The organism is Microbacterium sp. RURRCA19A, from assembly GCF_900156455.1.
GTDB lineage: Bacteria > Actinomycetota > Actinomycetes > Actinomycetales > Microbacteriaceae > Microbacterium.
This window is the reverse complement of record NZ_FTNQ01000002.1, coordinates 60,376-85,872: the sequence shown is the minus strand read 5'-3', so window position 1 is coordinate 85,872 and position 25,497 is coordinate 60,376. Positions and strand designations below refer to the sequence as shown.

Here is a 25,497-nt window from a genome sequence, read left to right as displayed (position 1 = left end):
GATGCCATGACCACCGCGACGTTCGACTCGCTCAGCCCGCTCGACGGAACCGTCGTCCGCACGTTCCCCGTCCACGACGCCGACGACGTGGCCGCGGCGGTCGCCCGCGCCCGCCGTGCGGCGCGGGACTGGCGTGCGCGCGGATTCGCCGGACGCCGCCGCGCGCTCGCGGCGTGGCGCCGCGACATCGTGGCGCACCTCGACGACCTCATCGCCGTCGTGCGCGCCGAGACCGGGAAGCCCGCCGGCGACGCGCGGCTCGAGATCATGCTCGCGCTCGATCATCTGGCGTGGGCGGCGTCCCATGCGCGGCGGGTGCTGCGCCGGCGTGCGGTGTTCCCCGGGCCGCTCATGCTCAACCAGTCCGCGAGCCTCGGGTACGTGCCGTACGGCGTCATCGGGGTGATCGGCCCGTGGAACTACCCGGTCTTCACCCCGATGGGGTCGCTCGCCTACGCACTGGCGGCGGGGAACGCCGTGGTGTTCAAGCCCAGTGAGTACACGCCCGCGGTGGGCACGTGGTTGCGGGACTCGTTCGTGCGCGCGGGAGGCCCTGCCGGCGTCTTCGAGGTGGTCACCGGGCTCGGCGCCACTGGGGCGGCCCTGTGCCGCGCGGGCGTCGACAAGGTCGCGTTCACCGGATCCACGGCGACCGGCACAGCCGTGATGGCCGCGTGCGCCGAGTCGCTCACACCGGTCGTGATCGAAGCCGGCGGCAAGGACGCGCTCCTCGTCGACGAGGACGCCGACCTGGATGCCGCGGCCGAGGCGGCCGTCTGGGGCGCGTACTCGAACGCGGGGCAGACGTGCATCGGCATCGAGCGCGTCTACGCGCACACCCGCGTCCATGACCGCTTCGTCGAGAAGGTCGCGGAACGGACGGCGGAGTTGCGGGCCGGGGCCGATGACGCCGCGCGGCTCGGGCCGATGACGATGCCGCGGCAGGGGGACGTCGTCCGCGCGCACGTCGCCGATGCGCTCGCCCACGGGGGGACGCTCCGCGTCGGCGCGGCCCCGGGCGGCGGCTCCACGCTGCAGCCGGTGCTGCTCGTCGGCGTCGGCGAGGAGTCGACCGCGGTCCGGGAAGAGACGTTCGGGCCGACCCTCGTCGTGAACCGCGTGGCATCCATGGAGGAGGCCGTCGACCGGGCCAACGCGGTGCGCTACGGGCTGTCCGGCTCGGTGTTCTCGCGTCGCCGCGGGCGCGAGCTGGCTGCGCGACTGCGCGGGGGGATGGTCGCGATCAACTCCGTCATCGCCTTCGCCGCCGTCCCGGCGCTGCCGTTCGGGGGCGTGGGCGACTCCGGTTTCGGGCGGATCCACGGTGCCGACGGGCTCCGGGAGTTCGCCTACGCGAAGTCGATCACGCGGCAACGGTTCCCGCTGCTGACGCTCACGACGATGCGCCGCACCGCGAAGGTCGACGGGGTGGTGGGCCGGATCATCCGCGCGCTGTACGGCTGAGGCGCGTGCTCACCGGACCGAGCGCACCCGCATCACCGTCACCGCGCCGAGCAGGCCGATGACGCCGCTCGCGAGGAACAGGCCCGCGAAGCCGCCGAACAGCACGACCGCTCCGGCGCCGAGCAGCGGACCGAACGCCTGCGGGCCGGCGAGGGCGATGTTCATGATGCCGACGTCCTTGCCGCGCGTCTCCGCGGAGGGCAGTACCTGGGTGGCGAGGGCCTGATCCACCGCGAAGAAGCAGCCCTGACCGAGTCCGAGCAGCACCGCGCCGACGATCGCGGTCGACTCCGCGGGGGCCACGGCGAGGAGCAGCGCGGCGACGGCCTGCGCCGCCCCCGAGGCCAGGACGAACACCCGCCGCCGTCCGAGGACGTCGCTGAGCTTCCCGAAACCGATGGATGCCGCGATCGTGACCACCATGTAGATCACCGTCGTGAAGACGAGGAACTCCGTCGGGTCGGGCAGGTGCAGCGCGAACGTGAAGAAGTACAGCAGCATCGTCGTCGCGATGGCGTTGCTGAGGTTGATCAGCACGCGGCTGACCACCGTCCACGCGAAGTCGGGGTGGCGTCGCGGGTCGACCCAGATCGACGACAGCACGGCGCCGATCGTGAGGGGGCCGAGCATCGCGGCCTCGGCGGGCGTGAGCGGGATGTCGCGCAGTCGGAGCAGGAACGGGACGGCGAGCACCACCGCGCACACGGCGAGGGCCAGGTAGCCGGACGCGGTGGTCGTGAACACGGCCGTGACGAGCACCATCCCGAGCAGGATGCCGAGAGCGTTCGGGGCCGAGATCCACCCGGACACGAGGCCCCGCTGCCCGGCGGGCACGCGGTCGGCCATCACGGCGGTGAGCGCGGCGGAGGCCATGCAGAAGCCCAGCATCGTAAGCGTCCACGTCGCCACGGTGCCGATCGTCTCGGTCTGGATGCCGAGGAGGCTCAGGCCGACCCCCACGCACAGCACACCGGCGAGGATCCAGGGGCGTCGACGCCCGAAACGGGAGCGCGTGCGGTCGCTCAGTGCGCCGACGATCGGGTAGGCCACCACCACGACCGTGCCGGCCACGGCGCTGACGATGCCGTACGCCACGAGCGAGGCCAGCCAGTCCTCGGTGCGGTGCTGGTCGGCGATCTGCAGCGGCAGGAGCACCTGCACGGGGACGAGCTGCGCCATCCACAGGCCCAGCCACACTCCGGCGAAGGCGGCGATCCAGCCGGCGCGGACCGGCCGTGTCGGCTCGGCGTACGCGCTGAGCTCGTGCGGGCGGGGCTCGGCGGTCACGCGCGTGCCCCGATGCGGAGCAGATGGTCCTGGGGGCGTGGATGGATCATCGAGCGAACCCTTCTGTCGAGCGCGGCGCTGCGTTCGACTATCGGGTCACTTTATTGCACAGGAGTACAGGTTTCTGTATCGAGAATGTGAATTCCGCCGCGATGATGCGGTAGCACACACTCATACCGGTACATTTGTGCCAATTAGTTGGTCGCGTTGCCCGCGTCGCCGAGAGAGGACGTCGCGGCGAGGGTCACGAAACCGACCAGGGCCGCGCGCAGCGCGTGCGCCAACGACTGGTACTGGACTTCTTCGGAACGGGCGATGCGATGCAGGGCGAAGCCGTCGATCAGGGCGACGACCGCGGACGCGGCGTGCGGATCGGTCACGCCGTTGGCGCGCAGCACGCCCGCGGACAGGTCCCGCGTCTCGTCGAGCATCCGCTCGACGTGGACGCGCAGCGCCGGATGCCGCGAAGCGAACAGGTAGATCTCGAACTGGGCGACCGTGTAGTCCTCCGACTGCTGACGGACGATCTCGACGAACTCGTCGATCGCCGCACCCGGGCCGCTCGCCCCGCTCTCCAGCAGCGTCCGGAACTGCTGCAGCCGTTCGAACTCGGCCGCCATGGCATGCGCCACGGCCTCGCCGATCATGTCGTCGAGCGAGTCGAAGAAGTACGTCGTCGACGAGTGGGGGACGCCCGCGGCGGCGGCGACGGAGCGGTGCGTCACCCCGGCGATACCGCGCTCGGCGATGATCGCCAGGGTCGCGTCCAACAGCAGCTCGCGGCGCGCTCGGCCCCGCGCGCGCATCGACCGATTCCCCGTCTCGCTCACAGAGTCCTCCTCGCCGCCCCGCACGGTCGGCATCGCACCAGGAACGGAGTAAGCCTATGACCGCCCCCGCGACTCCCTCGGACGCGACCGACGTCGACGTCGTCGTCGTCGGCGCCGGACTGTCCGGTCTCGCCGCCGCACGTCGGCTGCGGCAGTACGGCCTGACGGTCGCCGTGTTCGAGGCCTCGGCCCGCGTGGGCGGGCGCGTCGCTTCGGCGTCGGTCGACGGCGTCCACGTCGACCTCGGCGGGACGTTCGTCGGGCCGGGACAGGATCGCATCCTCGCGCTCGCCGAGGAGATGGGGGTGTCGCGCTACGTCACGTACGGCGCGGGCGAGAACGTCATCCGCTGGCGCGGGCAGCACAAGCGCTATCGCGGAACCGTTCCCTCCATCGGCGCGGGGATCGTCGACGTCGGCCGCATCCAGCTCATGATCGACCGGCTCGCCCGCACGATCCCGCGGGGAGCCCCGGCCGCCGCGCCGCAGGCCGCTCAGCTCGACGCCGAGAGCCTCGGCTCGTGGCTGCGGCGCTCGCACGCGACCTCGGCATCGCGCGACCTCATCGCGATCGCTGCGCGCACCACGTGGGGCTGCGAGCCCGACGAGATCTCGCTCCTGCACGCGCTGCACTACATCCACCAGGCCGGGGGACTCTCCTCGATGCTCGACACGGAGGGCGGCGCGCAGGAGGAGCATTTCGTCGAGGGGTCCCACGCGATCGCCGTCCGCATCGCGGGCGAGCTGGGGGATGCCGTCCGCCTCGGCGCCCCGGTCCAACAGATCCAGGCCCGGGGCGACCGGGTGCTCGTGAGCACCGCCGACGAGACGGTCACCGCGGGGTCCGTCATCGTCGCCGTGCCGCCGGCGCTCCGGGACCGCATCGCCTTCGCGCCCGCCCTGCCCCCGCGTCACGCCCAGCTGGCGCAGCGGTGGCCCGCCGGCATCCTGTCGAAGGCCTACGCCGTGTACGAGAGGCCGTTCTGGCGGGATCGGCAGCTATCGGGGCAGGGGCTCTCCGACACCGGGCCGGTGTTCATCACCTTCGACGCGAGCCCGCCCGACGCGGACGGTCCGGGCGTGCTGCTCGGGTTCGTCGGCGGCGTGTACGCCCGCGAATGGGACGACCTGCCCGAACCGGAACGGCGCGCGCGTGTGCTGTCGTCGTTCGCCGATCTGTTCGGACCGAAGGCCCTGGATACCGTGGGCTACATCGACCAGCGCTGGGGCGCCGAGACGTGGGTCGGGGGCGGCCCGACCGCCGCCCCGGGCCCCGGCGTCGTCGTGCCGTACGCGGGTGCGCTCGCCGCTCCCGTGGGCCGGATCCTCTGGGCCGGGACCGAGACCGCCGACCGCTGGACCGGTTTCATGGACGGCGCGGTCCGCGCCGGCGAACGCGCCGCCCTCCAGGCCCGCACCCTGCTCCGCACCGCTTCGCCCGACCACACGACGACGGGAGTCACCCCATGACCTGGCGCCGCACCTACACCCACCTCACCACCGCGTCCGCCGACGCGGTGTGGAAGCGCTGGACCACGCCCGAGGACTGGGCGGTCGACGACCCCGACCTGAAGGCGGCGACGTTCCCCGTGCCCGTCCGCGTCGGCACGGTCGGTCGGGTGGTCAACCACGGCACGCCGCCGCAGAGGATCACGTTCACCGACATCCAGCCCGGGGTCGCGATGAACTTCCGGATCGGACTGCCGGGGGCGACGCTGTCGTTCCCGCACCGGATGACGCCGACGCCGCACGGCCTCTCGGTGACCCACGGTGTGGAGATCACCGGTCCGCTCGCGCGGGTGTTCGGGGCGCTCGTCGGGCGGTCGATCGCGGCGGGGCTCCCCGCTGTCGTGCGGCTCGTGACGACGAACGCGCTCGCCGACGACGCCGCGGCCCACAGAGACTGACGGTACATTTGTGCAAGAATCGCCGGGGACGACGACGTCCCGCTCAGGAGGAGAAATGGCCGCACGCTACGACCTCGCCAAGGTCAAGCTCGGAAAACTGATGACCGACCCGGAGGCCGAGGCGATCATCCTCGATGTCATCCCCGACCTGAAGAAGAGTCCGACCTACCTCGTCGCGCGGACGCTCACGGCGAGCGCCGCTCTGCAGCTCGCGGCGGCGCAGCTCGGGGCCGACACGGCCGCGGAGCTGCGCCGTCGTGTCGAGGCGCTCGAGGCCTGAGGCCGGGGCGGCACGCCGCCGGAGCGCGTAGATTGAGGGCGTGACGCCCCTGGTCTTCCTGGCGGTGGTCGTGGCCGGTGGGCTCGGTGCGGCCGCCCGCTTCGTCCTCGATGTCGTCGTGCGCCGCCGGACCGGCGATCGGTTCCCCTGGGGGATCCTGGTGGTGAACCTCACGGGAGCGTTCGCGCTCGGTCTCGTCACCCCGCTCGTCGTGGACGAGGCGTGGCGATGGATCGTCGGCACCGGATTCCTGGGCGGCTACACGACGTTCAGTGCGGTGGCGGTGACCACGGCCCTCCTCGCGGAGGAAGGCCGCACCCGCGCGGCCACGACGTACGCGGTCGCCTCCTTCGCCGGATCGGTCCTCGCCGCCGCGCTGGGTCTCGCCCTCGGTCACGCCCTCTGAGCGGGCTTCGGCGGCCGGATGCCGTGGGATACTGGCCCTCGATACAGTCCTGTATCGAGTCGGTCGACCCGAAAGGCCCCGCGTGTCGTATCTGGCCGTCCTGAGCCTCCGCAACAGAGCGCTCATCGCGCTCATCACGATCGTCGCCGCGGTGTTCGGCGGGCTCGCTCTGACGAACCTCAAGCAGGAGCTGATCCCCTCGATCGAGTTCCCGCAGCTCGCGGTCGTCACGACCTACCCGGGTGCTTCGCCCGAGGTCGTCGAGGCCGACGTGTCGACCCCGATCGAAGGCGCGATCCGCGGCGTCGAGGGCCTGGAATCCACGACGGCCACGAGCACGACGAACTCCTCGATCGTCTCGGCATCCTTCACCTACGGCACCGATCTGGCCGCCGCGCAGCAGAAGATCCTCGCGGCGATCGCCCGGATCAAGGACCAGCTGCCCGACTCGGCCGACACGACCGTGGCATCCGCGAGCATCGACGACTTCCCCGTCATCCAACTCGCCGTCACCGGCTACTCCGACGCGCAGACCATCCAGTCGACGCTGGAATCGGTCGTAGTGCCGGCGCTCGAGGACGTGAAGGGCGTGAACGCCGCGCAGGTGGTCGGCGGCACCGGCCAGCGCGTCACGATCACGCCCGACCCGACGCGCCTGGGCGAACGCGGGTTCAGCCAGCAGGCGATCAACGACGCACTCGAGGCGAACGGAGCGCTGTTCCCCGGCGGATCCGTCGGCGAGGGCGACCAGACCCTGACGGTCCAGACCGGCGCGAAGCTCACCAGCGTCGACGAGATCACCGCGCTCCCGCTCGTCCCCACCGACGCCGCCCAGGCGGCCGCCGGGCAGACGACGATCGGCGACGTCGCCACCGTCGCGCAGCAGTCCGACCCGGTCACGACCCTGTCGCGGGTCAACGGCGAGCCCGCGCTCACGATCGCGGTCACGAAGCTCCCGGCGGCCAACACCGTCGACGTCTCGAAGGCCGTGCGGGCGGCGATCCCCGACCTCGAATCCTCCCTCAACGGCGCCACCTTCACGGTCGTCTTCGATCAGGCTCCGTTCGTGGAGCAGTCGATCGAGGCGCTCGCGCAGGAGGGCCTGCTCGGACTCGTCTTCGCCGTCATCATCATCCTCATCTTCCTGATGTCGGTGCGCTCGACGCTCGTCACGGCCATCTCGATCCCCACCAGCGTCCTGGTGACCTTCGTCGGGCTCCAGGCGTTCGGCTATTCGCTCAACGTCCTCACCCTCGGCGCCCTCACGATCGCGATCGGGCGCGTCGTCGACGACTCCATCGTCGTCATCGAGAACATCAAGCGGCACTACGTCGGCGACGCCGAGAAGATCCCCACGATCATCCGCGCCGTGCGCGAGGTCGCGGCCGCCATCACGGCGTCCACGATCACCTCCGTCGCCGTCTTCCTCCCCATCGCGTTCGTCGGTGACGTCACCGGCGAACTGTTCCGGCCGTTCGCGCTCACCGTGACGATCGCGATGACCGCGTCGCTCCTGGTGTCCTTGACGATCGTGCCCGTGCTCGCCTCCTGGTTCCTCAAGCCGGGGAAGGTGATCCGGGATGCCGAGGGCAACCCGGTCGATCCCGAGTCGCCGACGGCCCCGCCCTCGCGTCTGCAGAAGGCGTACGTCCCGATCCTCAGCTGGACCCTCCGGCACTCCTGGGTCACACTCGGGCTCGCGGTCCTCGTGCTCGCCGGCACCGTGGCATCCGTCCCCCTCCTCAAGACCGACTTCCTGGGTGACTCGGGACAGAACACGTTCACGGTGACCCAGAAGATCGGTTCGGCGCCGAGCCTCACCGCCGAGGACGCCGCCGCTCAGAAGGTGGAGGCCGTGCTGCGCGACATCCCCGGCGTCGAGACCGTGCAGACCTCCATCGGCTCCAGCGGCTCCGCGCTGCGCGACGCCTTCTCGGGCGGCGGATCGGGCATCACCTACTCGATCACGTCGGAGGCCGGGGTCGACCAGGTCGACCTCCGTGAGCGTGTCCGCACCGCCGTGTCCGACATCGCCGACGCGGGCGACATCGAGGTCAGCGCCCAGGGCAGCGGCTTCGGCTCGACCGACATCACCGTCGACGTGACCGCCGCCGATGCTGACGGTCTCCAGCAGGCCACCGACGCGGTGGTCGCGGGGCTCCAGGGGCGCGACGGCATCGGGCAGGTGTCCAGCAGCCTGTCGGCCTCGTTGCCGTTCGTCTCCGTCCGCGTGGACCGGGATGCCGCCGCCGAGCGCGGACTCTCGGAGCGCACCGTGGGGGCGCTCGTCTCGGGTGCGATGCAGCCGCGCCAGGCGGGCACCGTCGAGATCGACGGGCGCGGCCTCAGCGTGTACATCGCGTCGGACGACCCGCCCACCACGATCGACACGCTCAAGGCGCTCAAGATCCCCACCGCGCGCGGTGCGGTGCGACTCGACGAGATCGCGACGGTCGAGACGAGCCAGACGCCCCCGACCATCACCACGTCGCGGGGCCTGCGAACGGCCACGGTGACCGTCACCCCGACGACCGACAACCTCAGCAGCTCCTCGGCGAGCGTGCGCGACGCCCTGGCGGACGTGTCGCTCCCCGACGGCGCCACCGCGAAGCTCGGCGGTGTCGTGACCAACCAGCAGGACGCCTTCGGGCAGCTCGGTCTCGCGCTGCTGGCGGCGATCCTCATCGTCTACGTCGTCATGGTCGCGACCTTCAAGTCGCTGCGTCAGCCGCTCGAGCTGCTCGTGTCCGTGCCCTTCGCCGCCACGGGCGCGATCCTCATGCTGGCGATCACGGGCGTTCCGCTCGGGGTGGCCGGCATGATCGGCGCCCTGATGCTCGTCGGCATCGTCGTCACGAATGCCATCGTCCTCATCGACCTGGTGAATCAGTATCGCGCGCGCGGACTCAGCGTCTTCGAGGCCACCGTCGTGGGCGGCTCACGCCGACTGCGTCCGATCCTGATGACCGCGCTCGCGGCGATCTTCGCGCTCGTGCCGATGGCGTTGGGCATCACCGGACACGGGGGCTTCATCTCGCAGCCGCTGGCCGTCGTGGTGATCGGCGGACTCGTGTCGTCGACGTTCCTGACGCTGCTCGTGCTGCCGACCCTGTACAACCTCGTCGAGGGAGCCCGGGAGCGGCGGGTCGCGCGCCGCGCGGCGACATCGACGCCGGACGCAGGCGCGGCGGAGCCCCCGACGGGCGAGCACCCGACGGGCGAGCACCCGCTGAGCCGGCGACAGCTGCGCGAGGGCCACTGACGATCGCCGGACGGCGTCGGGCGAGGCTCGGACGCGCCCGACCGGTGCCGGCGAGCGCCGTGCGCGTGCGACGCGACGGCCGCGACGCGAGAGTCGCCACGGCGACGTCGGTGCGCGTCGGCAGGGGGCGCGGCGCGACGGCGGCGGCCGTCTCGGCGGCGGGCGTGACGGCGCTGCGCGCCGCGACTCCGCTGAGGCAGTGGGTGAACACGCCCGACCACGCGAACATGGCGCTGAAGGCGATGACCTCGAACAGGGCGAGGTTGATCGTCGCCGTCACGAACAGCCAGGCGCCGGCGAACAGGAACACGAACACCACGGACGTCGAGATCACGAGGCGCTTCGGGAGTCGGTGCAGCAGGAACGGCGAGGTGAGCAGGAGCGCCGCGAAGCCGAGGACCATCATCCCGGCGACCTTGTCGTGCAGGTCTTTGTCGGTGTTGAGCGGGACGCATCCGACGAGGGCGAGGTTGACACCGATCACGGTGAGGAAGAACGCCGCGGCCGTGGGTGCCCCGCGGCGCCCCGCACGCCGGCCGAGCCGGCGGAGATCCCGTCGGACGCGGACGGCGTAGACGACGACCAGTGATCCGCCGACCTTGAGGGTCGTGTTGAAGAAGGCGGCCGAGAGGTCGTGGAACGTGCCGAGCTGGCTGAAGTGCAGCTGCCACCAGAGCGGGTCGCTCGTGGTGAGGATCGACGCCAGGATGCCGCCGACGAGAACGACGAGCACGAGCCCGGCGAGATGCATGGTGGGGATCTCGTCGAATCGACGGGGCAGGCGCCGCGCCCAGACGGGGATCGTGACAGAAGGGGTGGGACGGACCGCGATGCTCATGTCGGGCACTTTCGTCGTGGACGGATCGGGTGTCCCCCCACACCGCGAGACCCCCAGCCCCCGTCGGCTCATTCGGGTATTCGGCCGAGGGAACGATGGTCCTCGGTCTCCCCGGCGGCGACGGAATCCGTCAAGGGAATGGTAACTTTCCCCGCGGCCTCATAGGAAAGGTCTTGCCTGCCAATTCCCCAGATCGTATGCGAAATTCGTTGTCCCCCATTTGGGGGACAAGAGCCTCATTCGCGGTAAGAAACGCCCCATTCGCGACGCATTTCACCGCCCGGCGGAAGGGACACGAGGTCCACTCCGGACGCGAAAGAATTCGACGGCGCGGTCATCGGTTCGATCGCGACCGCCAGAGCGTTCCCCGGGTAGCGATCGGTGGTGAAGACCTGCACCCACGCGAAGCCCGCGTCCTGCCAGAGTTCCACCGCCCGCCCGTCGGGCGCCGTGAGGGTGTGGCGCGCCCGCCCCTCGGCATCCCGTTCCAGGCCGCGATAAGCGTTGTCGAGGGTGACGTCGCCGAGGCGGCGACCCGCGCGGAGGTCGGTGGCCCCGTCGACCGGAACCTCGTCGATCGGGAGCTTGCGGTCGTCCAGGACGAGTGTCGTCGTCCCCGTCGATCGCACGACGAGCTCTTCGGTGGGGACCCCGCCGATCTGCAGGTACGGATGGATGCCGAGCGCCACCGGAGCGGTGTCGGCACCGACGTTCTCGATGTGGTGCTCCACGTGCAGGCCGTCGGAAAGGAGGGTGTAGGTGACGCGCGTGCGCAGGTGGAAGGGGTAGCCGGTCTGCGGCACGACGTCGGCGGTGAGCACGAGGCGTTCGTCGGTCTGCTCGGCGGCGGTGTAGGAACCGAAGCGGAGGAGACCGTGGCTGGCGTTGCCGAACGCCGGCTCGCTGATCGCGAGCTGCCGGTCCACGCCCCCGAAGGTGTACTTGCCGTCGCGGATGCGATTGGGCCACGGGACCAGGACGACCCCGGATGCCGCCGGCGTCGGGACGTCGTCGGCGTAGCGCGGAACGAGGTCGACGCCGTCGACGGTGAGGGCGCGCAGCGCCGCGCCCACCTGCGCGATCTCGGCGGAGGAGCGGGGGCCGCGGAGGCGGAAGCGGTGGCCGGTGGGGTCGGCGGTCATGGGGCGGCCTTTCGAGGACGGGGCGGGCGTTGCAACCAGGGTCGCAGGAGTCGCGTCACCCACGGAAGCACCGCGTACGTCATCACCGGCGTCAGCAGCACCGTCGTGCACAGCACGCGCAGCGGCAGCGGGATCTCGGCGAAGCCCGGGACGAACCCGAGCAGCCAGCTGGCCAGCAGGTTCGTGGGGAAGAAGCCGACCCAGATGGTGACGGCCTGCTTCCACCGCGGGGGAGCGGCGGGCACCGGCTGCTGCACGGGCGAGGTCGTGGCATCCACGGCATCCAGGACCGAGCCGAACGGAGCGTCGAACCATCCCTCGATGCCCGTCCGGCGTTCGACGCGCTCCTCCCGCGCGAAGGGGCGGCCCGAGTCGAGCCACCACTGCCGCTGCGACGAGGTCTCCCACCCTTCGAGCGTCGTGATGTCACGGAAGCGGTACAGCATGTACCAGAGGTCGCTGTCTTCGCCCGCGCGCACCCACCCCGAGCCGAGGAAGCCCGGGAAGGCGGTCGCGAGGTCGGTGCCGGCCTGCATCCAGGAGGTCGCTTCGGCGATGCGCGTCGGGTCGATGCGCCGCTCGATCGCCACCGTGATGGGGTGGGCGTCGGTTTCTGCCATGGTTCCATCTTCGGGCAGCGGGGGTGGGCACTGCGCGCTGGTCATGCCGACCTCGTCCCACTTATGACGGTGGATGTCCCACTCGTGGTCGTTTCCGCGCCCCGCAGACAGCGATAAGTGGGACGAGGGCAGACGGCAAAGACATGGATGCCATTCCCAGGCGCGACCGGTAATGTCGGGCGGTCGGCTCTAGACACCGCATCGTATGCGGATGGGTTTGTGAGTCTCAGGGGCCGATGGACAGGACGCGATCGCGGCCTCGACCATCTCCAGTGAATGGCCCCCGGCCGACGACAGTCCGGGTAATCGCACCGCCACGCGGTGTCGCTGTTTCGCGCGAACAGAACCCAGGAAGTCACTCATGCCCAAGAACAAGAAGCCCGCCGGCGGTCGCGCCGCGAAGAACTTCGAGCCCCGCTACGGCGCCCAGACCTCGTTCCAGGACCGCAAGCGCCGCCCCGGCGGCGAAGCACCCGCCAAGCCGGGCAGCAAGAGCCCCGGCCACCGCGGTTACCGTGCCCCCGAGGCGGACGCCGCCCCGGCCAAGCGCCGGTGGACAGCGCAGGACCGCGTCGGCCGCGACGACGCCCGTGGCATCCAGAACCAGGCCCGTGGCGACGAGCGTCCCGCGCGTTCGTTCGACCGGAACGATCGGCCCGCGCGTTCGTTCGACCGCAACGACCGTCCGGCCCGTTCGTTCGACCGGAGCGAGCGTCCCGCGCGTTCGTTCGACCGTCGTGACGAGCGTCCGGCCCGCGACGACCGTCCGGCCCGTTCGTTCGACCGGAACGATCGTCCCGCGCGTTCGTTCGACCGGAACGACCGGCCGGCCCGTTCGTTCGACCGTTCGGACCGTCCGGCGCGCGATGACCGTCCCGCGCGTTCGTTCGACCGGAACGATCGTCCTGCGCGTTCGTTCGACCGTTCGGACCGTCCGGCGCGCGATGACCGTCCCGCGCGTTCGTTCGACCGGAACGACCGTCCGGCCCGTTCGTTCGACCGTTCGGACCGTCCGGCGCGTGATGACCGTCCCGCGCGTTCGTTCGACCGGAGCGAGCGTCCTGCGCGTTCGTTCGACCGGAACGACCGGACGGCCCGTTCGTTCGACCGTTCGGACCGCCCCGCGCGTTCGTTCGACGACCGCCCCGCGCGGTCCTTCGACCGTCGTGACGACCGTCCGGCCCGTGACGACCGCCCGGCTCGCTCGTTCGATCGGAGCGAGCGGCCCGCTCGTTCGTTCGACCGCGACGACCGTCCCCGCCGTTCGTTCGAGGACCGCCCCGCGCGTTCGTTCGACCGCAGTGACCGTCCCGCTCGTGACGAGCGCCCCGCGCGTTCGTTCGAGCGCAGCGACCGTCCGCGTCGCACCGACGGTCCGAGCCGGAGCGATTGGAACGCGACTCCGAAGCGCTCGGCAGAGCACGAGCAGCGCGTCGACGTCGTGCACGAGCGTCTTCAGGCCGAGGCCGTGGACGCCGCGACCGTGACCGGCGCCGGCTTCGCCGACCTGGGGCTGGGCGACAACATCGTCCGCGCCCTCGCCGGTCTGGGCGCCGCCAGCCCGTTCCCGATCCAGGCCGCCACCGTCGCCCCCATCCTCGAGGGCCGCGACGTCCTTGCCCGCGGCCGCACCGGCTCGGGCAAGACCATCGCGTTCGGCGCCCCGCTCGTCGAGAGCATCCTGCGCGCTCAGGCGGGCAAGCGCCGCGAATTCGGCCGCGCCCCGAAGGCGCTCATCATGGCCCCGACGCGCGAGCTCGCGCTGCAGATCGACCGCACCGTGCAGGAGCTCGCCCGCAGCGTCGGCCTGTTCACCACGCAGGTGTACGGCGGTGTCCCGCAGGCTCGTCAGGTCGGTGCGCTCAAGAAGGGCGTCGACATCGTCATCGGCACGCCGGGCCGCATCGAGGACCTGCTCAATCAGGGCAAGCTCGATCTGTCCGACGTGAGCATCGCGGTGCTCGACGAGGCCGACCACATGTGCGAGCTCGGTTTCCTCGAGCCGGTGCAGCGCATCCTCCGCGCGACCGCGGACGGCAGCCAGAAGCTGCTCTTCTCGGCCACGCTCGACCGTGAGGTCGCGGCCCTCGTCGACGAGTTCCTCGTCGAGCCGGCCGTCTACGAGGTCGCCGGCGAAGACCAGGACTCGAGCACGATCGAGCACCGCGTCCTCGTCATCGAGCACCGCGACAAGGCGCAGATCCTCGATTCGCTCGTCGACCGCGAGGGGAAGACGCTCGTCTTCGCCCGCACTCGCGCGTACGCCGAGATGCTCGCCGAGCAGTTCGATGAGGCCGGTATCGCCGCGGTCGCGCTGCACGGTGACCTCAACCAGCAGAAGCGCACCCGCAACCTCGAGAAGCTCACCTCGGGTCGCGTGAACGTCCTCGTCGCCACCGACGTTGCCGCGCGTGGCATCCATGTCGACGACATCGATCTGGTCATCCAGGCGGACGCCCCCGACGAGTACAAGACGTACCTGCACCGCTCGGGCCGCACCGGTCGCGCCGGTCGTCGGGGCACGGTGGTGACGCTCATCACGCGTCAGCGCCGCCGCCGCATGACCGAGCTGCTGGACCGCGCCGAGATCGAGGCGCCGTTCGAGGAGACGCAGCTCGGTGACGACGTCATCGAGGAGCTCGCGGGTCGTCAGCTCTCCGACGTCACGTCCTGAGCCTCGACCCGAGAGCCCCGTCCGCCGTGTGCGGGCGGGGCTCTCGCGTTCTCAGAACAGGGTGGGTTCGCTCGCCGGAGCGACCGAGGGGCGAGCGGATGCCGCGGACGCGGTCGTCCGCACCGGTCCGAGCCGCGGTGTCGTCGCGGTGCGGGCCGCGAGCCCGGGCTGCGGTCTGCCGCGCGGGTGGTCGTCTTCGTCCCACCCGTCGAGGTGGTGCATCCGCAGCAGCGGCTGCACACGTTTGCCCAGCCAGCGCCGGTACGCTTGGGGCGCCTGGGCCGACACCCCGGGGTAGAGGCCGCGGTACGACGACACGAGCTCGGGATGCTCGCGTTCGAGCCACTGCAGAAACCACTCCTTGGCGCCGGGTCGAAGGTGCAGCGCGCCGTAGACCACCCGTGCGGCGCCGGCCGCCTGGATCCTCCCCAGGGCGTGGTCGAGCGCGACGACCGAGTCGGTGAGGTGCGGGAGGATCGGCATGAGGAAGACGGTCACCCGGAACCCCGCCTCGGTGACGGCGCGGACGGTGTCGAGCCGGGCCTCCGCGCTGGGCGTCCCGGGTTCGAGCGAGCGCTGCGTCGCGTCGTCGAAGACCGCGATCGACATCGCCAGCGTGACCCGCACCTCTTTCGCCGCGTCCGTCAGTATCGGCAGGTCACGGCGCAGCAGCGTGCCCTTGGTGAGGATCGAGAACGGCGTCCGGTTCTCGGTGAGGGCGCCGATGATGTCGGGCATCAACCGGTAGCGCCCCTCGGCCCGTTGGTACGGATCGGTGTTGGTGCCGAGCATCACGGGCTCCCTCGCCCAGGACCCCCGGCGCAGTTCGCCGCGCAGCACGTCGGCGACGTTGACCTTCACCACGATCTGCGAATCGAAGTCGGCTCCCGAGTCGAGGTCGAGGTACTCGTGCGTCTTGCGAGCGAAGCAGTTGTGACTGATGACGCCGTTCGCGATGAAGTCGCCCGTGCCGGTGGTGATGTCGACCATGTCGATCTCGTAACCCAGATCGTCCACCGCGACGACGCGGAGGTCGGAACCGGTCTTCACGGCCGTTCCGACGATGTCGAGCTTGCGTGTCAGCGCGGGACGCGCAATGCGGAAGAACCGCTGACGCGCAGCCAGGCCGCCTCGGAGGCGCACCGCGCAGACGTCGGTGTTCGGTCTGATTTCGCGCACCGCGTCGAACCCGAAGTGGGCGAAGCCTTCCTCGATGAGGTCGAGCAACTCCCTGTTCGCGTTCGAGATTCGAAGGATGCCGCGCGAGCAGGATCCCTCCGCGTCGAAAATGCCGCCGAGAAACCCCGCGTACCACTCGGACGACCTGTGCTTCGGGACGGCGATGTGCTCCTCGAGGCGCGCGATATCGGCAGCTCGGGCGGTATGGATTGCCGTCATCGGCCGATAGCCCATCGGCACGGCGAAGGGGCGCTGATCGGTTCGGATGTCACGGTCCTCGAGATACGTGCGTGTCAGCGCCAAAGGCTCCCTGTCCGCGAGCGCGAGACGGAATCTGTGGATGTCGCGAACCCGCTGCCCGTCGTCGTAAGTGCGATGGAAGATCATGCCATCGCCACGGACCATGCCTGTGAGGTACCCCTGCTTGCGGTCTTCGCTTTCCATGGCGTCCGTCAGAGGGGCGCCCAGCCCGAAACCCTGCAGGTGGTTCGACGGGGTCAGGTAGGGGCGCTGCTCCGCCCCCTGCATCGCGCCGCGGACGAACTTCCACCCTCGCTCAGTGAGGAATCGATGGTCCGCGCTCGCGATGATCTCCGTGCCGTCTGCCAGCGCCACCCGGAAGGCTCGCCTTCGCGTCGGCCATTTCGCTTCGACGACCGTGCGCACGAACCGGCGGTACGCGCCGTGTCGCTCGGTCCCGACGATCTCGTCGCCGACCTTCACCTCGGCGAGAGGCTTGTGCCTTCCGTCCGCCATCATGATGAGCGTTTCCGGAGAGAGGCAGTAGGCACACGAATGACTGCATCCCCGGTAGGGGTTCACGGTCCAGTCGAAGGGCATGGCGGAGGCGCCGGGGACACGGTTGAGCGCGGTCTTGGCGAGTACTTCGTGGAACGTCATGCCAGCGAACTCGGGTGTCGTCACCGACCGGACCAGGCCGTCCATCCGTTCCATGCCGGGAAGCGCGGCCGTGTCGTCGACGCCGAGCTTCTGTCCCTGCCATCTCATCGCACTATGGGAACATGTGTTCGAAGAAAGGGCAAGCTCATTCATCCTCACATAGAAGAAAAAGACTCCTTCGCGCCCAGCAGCATGCGGGTCAGCGCCTCCCCCGACGACAGGAGTTCCTCGAGGGACGCGGCCAGATCGCCGTCGGTCGGAGCGTCGTCGCCGCGGAGCGCCGCACGCAGGACCGCACGACGCATCACCTCCTTCGCGAACGAGCCGGTCGTGCCTTCTGCTCGCTCGGCTGCGGCGTCCAGGGCTTCGGGGGAGAAGCGGAGGCCGCCGCCGAAGTGCTGGAACAGGCGCCGCCGCGCGGCGACGTCCGGGAGGGGGATCTCGACACCGAGGTCGACGCGGCCGGGCCGGGCGGCCAGGGCCTCCTCGAGGATCTGCACGTGGTTCGTGGTCATGACGAAGGCGATGTCGGCATCCGGCTCCAAGCCGTCGAGGGCGTCGAGGACGTCGAACAGGACCGGCTGCGGGGAGTAGGCGCGATCGGCGGCGACGAGGTCGATGTCTTCGAGCACGACCAGCGCGGGGGCGAACGTGCGCGCAATCTCCGCGGCGGCCGTGACGAAGCGCACGCTCGACCCGGTCAGCACCACGGCCGTGGTGCCCGCGGTGCGCGACAGCAGGTGGCGCACCGTCAGGGTCTTGCCCGTGCCGGGCGGCCCGTAGAGGAGGACGCCCCGCTTGAGATGCTGACCGGCGGCGCGGAGCGCGTCGCGATGGTCGCCGATTCCCACGACGTGATCGACGATCCTCTGGAGCACGCCGTCGCCGAGCACGACCTCCTCGGCGTCGACGGTCGGGCGTGCGAGGAATGTCGCCCCCGCCTCCGACCCGTATTCGGTCGGCACGAACGACAGCACGTGGCCGCGGAGGACGCTCCGCTCGACCATGAGGCGACGGATCTCGTCGAGGGCGGCACCCATGGCATCCGGGTCCGCTCCGAAGAGCTCGAGCTGCGCGGTCGGAGGCATGACGTTCCTCGCGCTGGATCGCTGCACGACAGCGAGGGGATGACCGTCGAACGTGAACAGGCGCACCCCGAACGCGACGACGCGCCGCTCCGCGCCGGGCCCGACCGCGCGCGTCTCGTACGAGATGGGGCCGGGCGCGAAGCGGGCGTAGGAGGCGGACAGGAGATCGGATGCCGAGAGGTGCCACCGCTGGTCGCCGCCCGTGACACCGATCACCCGGCCCTCGCCGAGCGCGCTCAGCTCGTCGAGCGCGATGTCCGCGTCGACGTAGCGGTGCAGGGGGAGCGACTCGGTCGTGACCGGAACCGTCGTGGCATCCACGCCCAGGTGGGCCGAGATGACCTCGGCGAGCTCGCTCTGGCGATGCGCGGCGTCCTCGGCGGCCAGCCGGTGCACGTGCTCCAGGTAGCGGTGCGCGGTGCGCAGGATGTCGCGGTCCTCGTCGTCGATCATGGATGCCCCCCCGGTTCGATCACAACGCTCCCCAGCCTGCCCGCACGGGTGGGGAGAGGCAACCGCGGATGTCGTCGGACGCCGAGCGCCCCCTCGACCGAGGCGGACGACCGAGTCAGAATGGATCGAGTGACGTCCTTCGATCCCGAGCTCTCGCCGCGCCGCGCCGCGCGCGCCGAAGCGGAGCGACGGGCGACGGCGGCGGTCGCCGTGGTGCCTCCGACCGAACCGTCGCCGACACGACGTCTTCGGCGGGAGGATACGGCGAGTCCGCGCCGCGGCCCGGTGCGCTGGGCGTCCCGCCCTCGTCGGGTCCGTCGGCGGCTCGCGGCGCTCGCGCTGGGACTGACGGTCGTCGTCGCGGGAGCGCTCGCCGTCGGCATCGCGACAGCGGGGGGCGCCTCGACGCCGCTGGCTGCTCCGGAGGCGGCGGCGAGGGTCGGGCCGCCGCCGGTGCCGGCCGAGGGACTGCCGGTCCCGGTGCTCGCCGAGGCGCCGGCGCCGAAGAGCCCGTGCGACGACCCGTCGTTCACCTCCGTCCTCGCGACGGGCGACGACACCGCGACGATCGCCGCGATCGGCGGGGCGGCGGCGTTCCGGGCCGCCGTGGCATCCGGGATCGCCCCGTGCGTCTCGCTGTCGGACCCGAACCGCGAATGGGTCGTGGTGAACAAGAAGCGTCCCTTCGACCCCGCCGACTACCGGCCCGGCGACATCGTGATGCCCGACGATGTGCGGGCGCTCAAGGAGTCGGGTCTGCGCCGGACCGCGGCGGACGCTCTGACGGCGCTCGTGCGCGGAGCGGCGGATGCCGGGGCCGGTGAGATCGGGTATCTCAGCGCCTTCCGCTCCTACGAGAACCAGCAGTCGACGTATGCGGACCGCGTGTCGGTCAGCGGGGTGGAAGAGGCCGACCGCGAGAGCGCGCGTGCCGGGTTCAGCGAGCACCAGTCGGGGCTGGCGGTCGACATCGTGCCGTGCGACGGTTCCTGCGGGACGCTCGACGATGTCGCCGCATCGAGTCAGGGCGCGTGGGTGCGCGACCACGCGTGGGAGTACGGCTACATCACCCGGTACGACGTGGGGCGCATCGATGTCACCGGCTACGAACCCGAGGCGTGGCACCTGCGGTACATCGGTCCGGAGCTGGCGAAGGCGTACCACGACGGCGGCTTCACGACACTCGAGGAGTTCTTCGGACTCCCGGCGGCTCCGACGTACTGATCCGCATCACACCAGCACGAACACGGCCGCCGACAGCAGCCAGAACGCGAGCACGAAGACGGTGTCCCGCCGCCGCCACGGGACGACACGGCGTTCGGTGCGGTCGGCGTGGGCACCGAAGGCGCGGGCATCCATCGCCAGGGCCACCCGCTCCGCGTGGCGGATCGCTCCCGCCAGGAGCGGGACGACCGTGCGGATCCACCGCGTCGGCGCGAAACCCCCGACGCCCCGCACGCGGTGCGCCTGGCGGATGACCTCGAGCTCTCGACCGAACCTCGGAACGAACCGGATCGCCGCGAGAGCGGCGTACCCGATCCGGTACGGCACGCGCAGGTGCTGGACGAGCGCGCGGACGAGATCGGTGCCCCCGGTGGTGAGGCCGCCGAGGAACGCGAGGGCCATGATCGCCGCGAGGCGCAGACCGGTCGCGAACCCGACGGAGAGTGCCGCGTCGGTCAGCGCCCAGTCGCCGACGCGCACCACCGGATGGCCGCCGATCGACGGATCGACCCACACCGCGAACCCCAGGCCGACGACGACCACGGCGAGCGGCACCACCGCGCCGAGCAGGACGAAGAGCCGTGCCGAGAGCGGCGCGCCGCACACGAGCAGGACGTACGCGACGACGAGGAACGTCGCCGGGGTCGCGAGATCGCGCACGAAGACCAGCGCGATCATCGCCGGGATCGCGGCCGCGATCTTCGCGAGCGGGTTCAGCCCGAGCAAGAACGCCGGCCGCGCGGGCGAGAGTGTGACGGCGGTCACCGGTCGCCTCCGGGAAGGTCTCGAAGGCGCGTGAGGGATGCCAGCTCCGGATGCCGCACCAGCCCGGCGAACGCGCGCCGCAGCGGCGGAAAGCCCAGGCCCGTGCGCTCGAGCAGTGCCGCGTCGGCGAACACGGCGTCGACGGATGCGTCGGAGGCGATCCGGCCGGCATCCATCACGATCACTCGATCCGCGTGCTCGGCGACGAGCTGCGGGTCGTGCGTGACCACGACGATGGTCGTCCCTTCGGCGCGGAGGTCGTCGAGCATCGCCATCATCTCGTCGGCGCGCGCGCGGTCCTGCCCGTACGTCGGTTCGTCCAGGACGAGGAGCCGTGCTCCGCCGACCAGCGCCGTGCCCACGGAGAGCCGTCGCTTCTGGCCGCCGGAGAGCAGGAACGGGTGCGTGTCGGCGCGGTCGGCGAGCCCGAACCGGTCGAGCATCTCGTCGACGCGGGCGCGCACCTCGGCCTCGGGCAGCCGCCGTCGCCGCAAGCCGTGGGCGATCTCGTCGAACACCGTCGTCGTGACGAACTGGTGCTCGGGGTTCTGGAACACGAATCCGACATGACGCGACAGCTGCCGCGGGGGCAGGCGCCGCACGTCGAGCCCGTCCACTCGCACGGTGCCCCGTGGAGGCGTCCGCACGCCGGAGATCGCCTGGACGAGGGTCGTCTTGCCGGCGCCGTTGGGGCCGACGACGGCGACGAACTCGCCAGCCCGCACGTCGAGATCGACGTCGTGCAGCACGGTCGTGCGGGCCCGCGTCACCGTGAGCCCCCGGACCGCGACGATCGGCTCACCCACCGGGTGCTCCATGGTCGGGCGGGGGAGGGATGCCGGGACGGGGGGCAGCTCTTCCAGCGACGCCCGCAGTTCTTCGGGCGTCAGCGGCAGCCGCGGGAGCGCGTATCCCGCGCGACGCAGGCGCAGGGCCGCGAGCGTCGCGGTCGGCAGCCACACGCCGAGGTCGTGGAGTTCGGCCGCCCGATCGCGCAGGACCTCGTCCGCATCGCCGTCCGCGACGACACGCCCGTCTCCGTCGAGCGCGACGACCCGGTCGACCAGTTCCACCGCGGCATCCAGATCGTGCTCGATCAGCACGATCGCGCGGTCCCCCTCGGCGACGACCTCGCGCAGCGCCGCGTAGACCTCCGCGACACCGGCCGGATCGAGGCTCGCGGTGGGCTCGTCGAGGACGAGCAGGGGGGATGCCATCGCCAGCGCGCACGCGATCGCGAGGCGTTGCCGGCCCCCGCCGGAGAGCACGTCGGGGGAGTCGTCGCGCCGCTCCCAGAGCCCCACACGGCGGAGGGCGGCCTCGGCCCGGGCGAGGACCTCGGGCACGGGGAGCCGGAGGTTCTCGGGCCCGAAGCACACCTCGTCGAGCACGCTGCCGGTGATGAGCTGCGCGTCGGGGTCCTGGAAGACCATCGCGACGGTCTGCGCGAGCTCGGCGACCGGGGTGGTCGCGGCATCCGCTCCGCCCACGGCCACGGTGCCCGTGACCTCGCCCGGGACGGCGTGCGGGAGCAGTCCGTTCAGGGTGAGTGCCAGCGTCGACTTCCCCGACCCGCTCGGGCCCAGCAGAAGCACCACCTCGCCGGGATGCACCTCGAAGCTCACGTCGGCGGGCGTCGGGCGGTCGGCCTCGAGATGTGTGACGGCCACGTTCCGCAGGCGCAGCAGCGCGGGCACGCCCGCGCGGGGCGCCGCGGCTGTGGGGTGCGGATGGGTGGTCACGGGTGTCCTTCGGCGAGGCCTCCAGTCTAGTTAGGTGCGCCTTACCCGCGTCGGCGGCGTCTCGACGTCGAGGCGACGGCATCCCGCGCGCTCTGGACGCCCCGATTGCGCGAACGGTACATTCGAGGTCTTCCTCCGCCCGAACGGACGATCTCGTGACCGGTCTCTCCCGCCGTCAGTTCCTGCACGCCACCGCCGCCGCTGCCGCCGCGACGGGGCTCGGGTTCGACGTCCTCGCGCCGCAGCTCGCGCGCGCGGCCACGCCGCCGGCCGGCATCCCCTCGACCCTCCTGCAGACGATCCGGCAGGGCTCGCTCCTGTCGGGGAACTACCGCACGCTCACCACCGGCCCCGGCGAGCCGTATCTGCCGCGCATCGACGTGCTGCGGCGCTCGCCGTCGCCCGCGCGCGCGACCGCCCGCCGCTCGCTGCTGTACCTCGGGCATCTCTCCGACCTGCACGTCATCGAGGCGCAGTCGCCGGGGCGCATCGAGCCGATGATCGTGCAGGCCCACGCGGCGTGGGGGTCGGCCTTCCACCCGCAGGATCCGCTCAGCCCGCACGCCACGGCGGCGATGGTGCAGGCCTTCTCGGACGCCCGGTACAGCCCGCTCACCGGGGCGCCGATGAGCGCGGCGATCGTCACCGGCGACAGTGCCGACATGCACTCGCACCTCGAGCTGCGCTGGTACATCGACCTCATGGACGGCCGGGCGGTCGACCCGGCCACCGGCGGACCGACGTGGCAGGGCGTGCAGGCCTGGAGCGAGGCGACGTGGGCGTACCGTCCCGGAGACCCGAGCGGCGGCGACTTCGGCGACTACGGCTTCCCGCGCCTCCCCGAGATGCTCGCGCAGGCGATCGCGCAGCCCGTGAAGTCGGTCGGCCTGCCCGCGCCCTGGTACGCCGTCTACGGCAACCACGACACGCTCCTCCTCGGAACCTTCGACATCAGCCCGCAGCTCCGAGCGCTCGCGGTCGGCGCCCGGAAGTCGTACACCCTGGATGCCACGGCATCCACCGCCCTCGAAGGGTGGGCCGCGGGCACCAGCGTCCTCGCACAGGTGCTGGGGGCTCTGGGGCTGGCATCCGGGGGGCCGGGGTTCAAGGAGGTCACGGCCAACCCCGAGCGGTACCTGTTCGAGCAGCGCGACTTCATGGCCGAGCACTTCCGTACCGAGTCGACGCCCGGGCCCGTCGGCCACGGTTTCACGACCCACAACCTGACGTCGGGAGAGACGTGGTGGCAGGCCGACCTCAGCCCGCGGATCCGGGCGTTCGGGCTCGACACGTGCAACGCCGTCGCGGGACCCGACGGCGCGGTCCCCGAGTCGCAGATGCAGTGGCTGCGCGCGCAGCTCGAGATCGCGCAGCGCGACCAGGTGCTGGCGCTGATCTTCAGCCACCACAACAGCCTCACGCTCGAGAACCGCGCCACCCGTCCGGGGGCCTACGAGAAGTTGTACGGCGCCGAGGAGTTCGTCGCGATGCTGCTGGAGTTCCCGGTCGTCGTGGGGTGGCTGAACGGCCATACGCACCTCAATCAGATCCTCGCCCACACGAACGCGAAGAGCGGGTTCTGGGAGATCACGACCGCGTCGTGCATCGACTTCCCGCAGCAGCAGCAGGTCGTGGAGATCGTCGACAACCGCGACGGGACGCTCTCGCTGTTCACGACAGTCCTCGACCACGCCTCACCCGCCGTGCCGGGGAACTCGGGCTCGGTCGCCGACCTGGCGAGCCGCAGCCGGGAGCTCGCCGCCAACGACTGGGCCGAGACGCCGCTCATGCGCCGCGGCTCGCCTCTGGACCGCAACACCGAACTCCTGCTGCCGGCTCCGTTCGACCTGTCGGTGATCACCGACGCTCAGCTCGAGGCGCAGCACGTCACCGAGCGCGCCCGGATCCTCGCGTACGAGAAGGAGCGAGGGCTGTGAGGCGCGCTCTCCTCGCCCTGCCTCTGCTCGCAGCTCTCACCCTGACCGGCTGCTCGCAGATCGCCGCGATCGCCCCCGTCGGCGGGAATCACCTGACGGAGGTGCGGTTCGCGACCATCGACGTCCTGCAGCAGAAGGGCATCGCGCTCGAAGCCGTACCCACCTGCACCCGTTCGGACGACGGCGCGATCTCGTGCACCGGGACGACCGCCGCGGGCGAAGCCGTCACCGCCGCCTCGCCGTCGACCGACCCCGACAGCTTCCGCGTCACCGTGGGCTCCGACACGGTGTTCACCGGCAGCGTCAGCGCTGTGATCGACCAGGCCGCGGGGGTCGACCCGTGAAGCGCGTGTTCCTGGTCGCCGCGGTCGTTGTGGTGAACGCCGTGGTCCAAGCCCTGTGCGTCGTGCCGGGGGCGACGCCCGCGGTCACGCCCGGCTTCCTCGGCCTGCTCGCGGCCTCCGTGGGGGCCCTCGGCGCCGCGGCGACCGCGGTCGTCGCGCTCGTGGGCGGTCCCGGCGCACGGTGGCTGCGCGCGCTCGCCGCGGTGGCGCTGTCCCTCGTGATCGTCGGTGCGCTCGCGGTGGTGTCGTCGACGACGCTCCTCCCCGCGCTCCTCGTCGCTTTCGTTTTCGCCTCCCCCGCCGGCACCCCGGATGCCACGGCGTGGAGCGGTCCGCGCGCGTTCGCGTGGCATCCGGTCCGGGCGGTGCTGTTGGCGGTGCTCACCGCGCTGGCGATCGCGGTGCTCGTCGTGGCCGCCCTGCTGTTCGGGTTCCTGGTCACCGGCGGGCTCGGGTCGTTCCTGACGTGGGTCGTCGTCGGGGCACTCGCCGCTCTCCTGGCGCGAGCATGGGCGCGGCTGGCGGTGCGGCCGCGTCGGTCCGTCTAGCGCCGCGACAGTCCCCGCGCGACGCCCGCGCCGCGCAGGCCCGCGCCGATCGCGATGCCCACGGCCGTCCAGACGACGGGGCCGAGCACACCGATCACGAGATAGGTGATCTGCGCCCACGGGGCGAGCGCGCCGATGTCGGCGGCGAACCACACGGCCGCGGCCACGAGCAGACCGATGATCACGGCCGACACGAAGAAGCGGGCCGCGGCCCACACGCGGTAGCGGGTGAGGGCGGCGACGGCCTCCTGGATGCCGCCGAAGAGGATCGCCGTGCCGAGGAAGCGGAAGGTCCACTGCGGCGCCATGGCGCTGGCGACGAGCGCCGCGAGTACGTGCGTGAGAAGCGCCACCCAGGCCCGGCGGACGACCTGCTGCGCGATGATCCCGGGGAGGACGTGCGACCCGAGCACCAGACCGTACGCCCAGGGCGCGGTGGCCAGCACGACGAGCGTCAGCCAGCCCGCGGCGCCGCCGAGGATGCCGGTGCCCACGCCGATCGCAGCGCAGACGAGGAGCACGCGGGTGGACAGACGGGATGCCGACGACACGGGGTCAGCGTATCGGCCCGACGGCATCCGATTCTCGGACGCGGTCCAAAAGAAAAC

The 25,497-nt window shown here is 71.4% G+C and carries 20 protein-coding genes and 1 pseudogene; 11 read left to right on the top strand and 10 right to left on the bottom strand.

Annotation, left to right across the window (positions count from 1 at the left end):
* Window positions 1–6 precede the first annotated feature (6 nt).
* The gene (locus tag BW982_RS08360) at window positions 7–1,464 is read left to right on the top strand and encodes an aldehyde dehydrogenase family protein (protein ID WP_076492135.1); all 1,458 of its coding nucleotides are present in this window, start codon (window positions 7–9) and stop codon (window positions 1,462–1,464) included.
* A 9-nt stretch (window positions 1,465–1,473) separates the two neighbouring features.
* On the opposite strand, the gene BW982_RS08355 is transcribed toward BW982_RS08360, so the two are convergent.
* Both BW982_RS08355 and BW982_RS08350 read right to left on the bottom strand, forming a co-directional pair.
* The gene (locus BW982_RS08355; RefSeq protein ID WP_076492134.1) at window positions 1,474–2,751 is read right to left on the bottom strand and encodes an MFS transporter; all 1,278 of its coding nucleotides are present in this window, start codon (window positions 2,749–2,751) and stop codon (window positions 1,474–1,476) included.
* A 194-nt stretch (window positions 2,752–2,945) separates the two neighbouring features.
* The gene (locus BW982_RS08350; protein ID WP_175611067.1) at window positions 2,946–3,581 is read right to left on the bottom strand and encodes a TetR/AcrR family transcriptional regulator; all 636 of its coding nucleotides are present in this window, start codon (window positions 3,579–3,581) and stop codon (window positions 2,946–2,948) included.
* 56 nt (window positions 3,582–3,637) lie between these two features.
* On the opposite strand from BW982_RS08350, the gene BW982_RS08345 reads away from it, so the two are divergent.
* The 5 genes from BW982_RS08345 (at window position 3,638) to BW982_RS08325 (ending at window position 9,435) form a co-directional block, all read left to right on the top strand.
* On the top strand, window positions 3,638–5,050 hold the full coding sequence (locus BW982_RS08345; RefSeq protein ID WP_076492131.1) for a flavin monoamine oxidase family protein: 1,413 nt from the start codon (window positions 3,638–3,640) through the stop codon (window positions 5,048–5,050).
* The gene (locus tag BW982_RS08340) at window positions 5,047–5,487 is read left to right on the top strand and encodes an SRPBCC family protein (RefSeq protein ID WP_076492129.1); all 441 of its coding nucleotides are present in this window, start codon (window positions 5,047–5,049) and stop codon (window positions 5,485–5,487) included. Before BW982_RS08345 ends, BW982_RS08340 begins: the two co-directional genes overlap by 4 nt.
* 55 nt (window positions 5,488–5,542) lie before the next feature.
* Complete coding sequence (locus BW982_RS08335) at window positions 5,543–5,767, top strand: hypothetical protein (protein WP_076492128.1); 225 nt, start codon at window positions 5,543–5,545, stop codon at window positions 5,765–5,767.
* Between the two features lie 40 nt (window positions 5,768–5,807).
* Entirely contained in the window at window positions 5,808–6,173 is a 366-nt protein-coding gene (locus BW982_RS08330; RefSeq protein ID WP_076492126.1) for a fluoride efflux transporter FluC, read from the top strand.
* A gap of 82 nt (window positions 6,174–6,255) precedes the next feature.
* Window positions 6,256–9,435: an efflux RND transporter permease subunit gene (locus BW982_RS08325; RefSeq protein WP_076492124.1), complete on the top strand. Its 3,180-nt coding sequence runs from the start codon at window positions 6,256–6,258 to the stop codon at window positions 9,433–9,435.
* 217 nt (window positions 9,436–9,652) lie between these two features.
* Here the strand turns inward: BW982_RS08325 and BW982_RS18500 are convergent.
* The 3 genes and pseudogenes from BW982_RS18500 to BW982_RS08310 all read right to left on the bottom strand — a co-directional run.
* Window positions 9,653–10,186 (bottom strand): annotated as a pseudogene (locus BW982_RS18500) (DUF998 domain-containing protein); the annotation flags it as partial.
* A 323-nt stretch (window positions 10,187–10,509) separates the two neighbouring features.
* Window positions 10,510–11,415, bottom strand: coding sequence for an aldose 1-epimerase family protein (locus tag BW982_RS08315; RefSeq protein WP_076492120.1), 906 nt, complete (start codon window positions 11,413–11,415; stop codon window positions 10,510–10,512).
* On the bottom strand, window positions 11,412–12,035 hold the full coding sequence (locus tag BW982_RS08310) for a putative antibiotic biosynthesis monooxygenase (protein WP_076492118.1): 624 nt from the start codon (window positions 12,033–12,035) through the stop codon (window positions 11,412–11,414). Before BW982_RS08310 ends, BW982_RS08315 begins: the two co-directional genes overlap by 4 nt.
* 361 nt (window positions 12,036–12,396) lie before the next feature.
* Here BW982_RS08310 and BW982_RS08305 point away from each other — a divergent pair, with 361 nt between their 5' ends.
* Window positions 12,397–14,709, top strand: coding sequence for a DEAD/DEAH box helicase (locus tag BW982_RS08305; RefSeq protein ID WP_076492116.1), 2,313 nt, complete (start codon window positions 12,397–12,399; stop codon window positions 14,707–14,709).
* A gap of 51 nt (window positions 14,710–14,760) precedes the next feature.
* Here the strand turns inward: BW982_RS08305 and BW982_RS08300 are convergent, their stop codons facing one another.
* Together BW982_RS08300 and BW982_RS08295 are read right to left on the bottom strand one after the other, a co-directional pair.
* Window positions 14,761–16,896 carry an intein-containing Rv2578c family radical SAM protein gene (locus BW982_RS08300; RefSeq protein WP_139327379.1) on the bottom strand — a complete coding sequence of 712 codons (2,136 nt, stop codon included), beginning with the start codon at window positions 16,894–16,896 and terminating at the stop codon, window positions 14,761–14,763.
* A gap of 47 nt (window positions 16,897–16,943) precedes the next feature.
* Window positions 16,944–18,329 carry an AAA family ATPase gene (locus BW982_RS08295; protein WP_083696599.1) on the bottom strand — a complete coding sequence of 462 codons (1,386 nt, stop codon included), beginning with the start codon at window positions 18,327–18,329 and terminating at the stop codon, window positions 16,944–16,946.
* 129 nt (window positions 18,330–18,458) lie between these two features.
* Here BW982_RS08295 and BW982_RS08290 point away from each other — a divergent pair, with 129 nt between their 5' ends.
* Window positions 18,459–19,553 (top strand): M15 family metallopeptidase, encoded by a 1,095-nt coding sequence (locus BW982_RS08290; RefSeq protein ID WP_139327378.1) that lies wholly within the window; start codon window positions 18,459–18,461, stop codon window positions 19,551–19,553.
* 6 nt (window positions 19,554–19,559) lie between these two features.
* Here the strand turns inward: BW982_RS08290 and BW982_RS08285 are convergent, their stop codons facing one another.
* Together BW982_RS08285 and BW982_RS08280 are read right to left on the bottom strand one after the other, a co-directional pair.
* Window positions 19,560–20,318: an energy-coupling factor transporter transmembrane component T family protein gene (locus BW982_RS08285; protein WP_076492114.1), complete on the bottom strand. Its 759-nt coding sequence runs from the start codon at window positions 20,316–20,318 to the stop codon at window positions 19,560–19,562.
* Window positions 20,315–22,060 carry an ABC transporter ATP-binding protein gene (locus BW982_RS08280; RefSeq protein WP_076492113.1) on the bottom strand — a complete coding sequence of 582 codons (1,746 nt, stop codon included), beginning with the start codon at window positions 22,058–22,060 and terminating at the stop codon, window positions 20,315–20,317. Before BW982_RS08280 ends, BW982_RS08285 begins: the two co-directional genes overlap by 4 nt.
* Before the next feature lie 155 nt (window positions 22,061–22,215).
* Between BW982_RS08280 and BW982_RS08275 the strand changes: the two genes are divergently transcribed.
* Genes BW982_RS08275 through BW982_RS08265 form a run of 3 tightly spaced genes read left to right on the top strand, consistent with a single transcriptional unit; the run spans window position 22,216 to window position 24,889 of the window.
* Complete coding sequence (locus tag BW982_RS08275) at window positions 22,216–23,997, top strand: TIGR03767 family metallophosphoesterase (protein ID WP_076492111.1); 1,782 nt, start codon at window positions 22,216–22,218, stop codon at window positions 23,995–23,997.
* Window positions 23,994–24,341 carry a hypothetical protein gene (locus BW982_RS08270; RefSeq protein ID WP_076492109.1) on the top strand — a complete coding sequence of 116 codons (348 nt, stop codon included), beginning with the start codon at window positions 23,994–23,996 and terminating at the stop codon, window positions 24,339–24,341. The genes BW982_RS08275 and BW982_RS08270 overlap by 4 nt, the downstream gene beginning before the upstream one ends.
* Window positions 24,338–24,889, top strand: a complete 552-nt coding sequence (locus BW982_RS08265) for a hypothetical protein (protein WP_076492107.1) — start codon at window positions 24,338–24,340, stop codon at window positions 24,887–24,889. Before BW982_RS08270 ends, BW982_RS08265 begins: the two co-directional genes overlap by 4 nt.
* Here the strand turns inward: BW982_RS08265 and BW982_RS08260 are convergent.
* The gene (locus BW982_RS08260; protein WP_076492105.1) at window positions 24,886–25,440 is read right to left on the bottom strand and encodes an ECF transporter S component; all 555 of its coding nucleotides are present in this window, start codon (window positions 25,438–25,440) and stop codon (window positions 24,886–24,888) included. The genes BW982_RS08265 and BW982_RS08260 overlap by 4 nt on opposite strands.
* Window positions 25,441–25,497 lie beyond the last annotated feature (57 nt).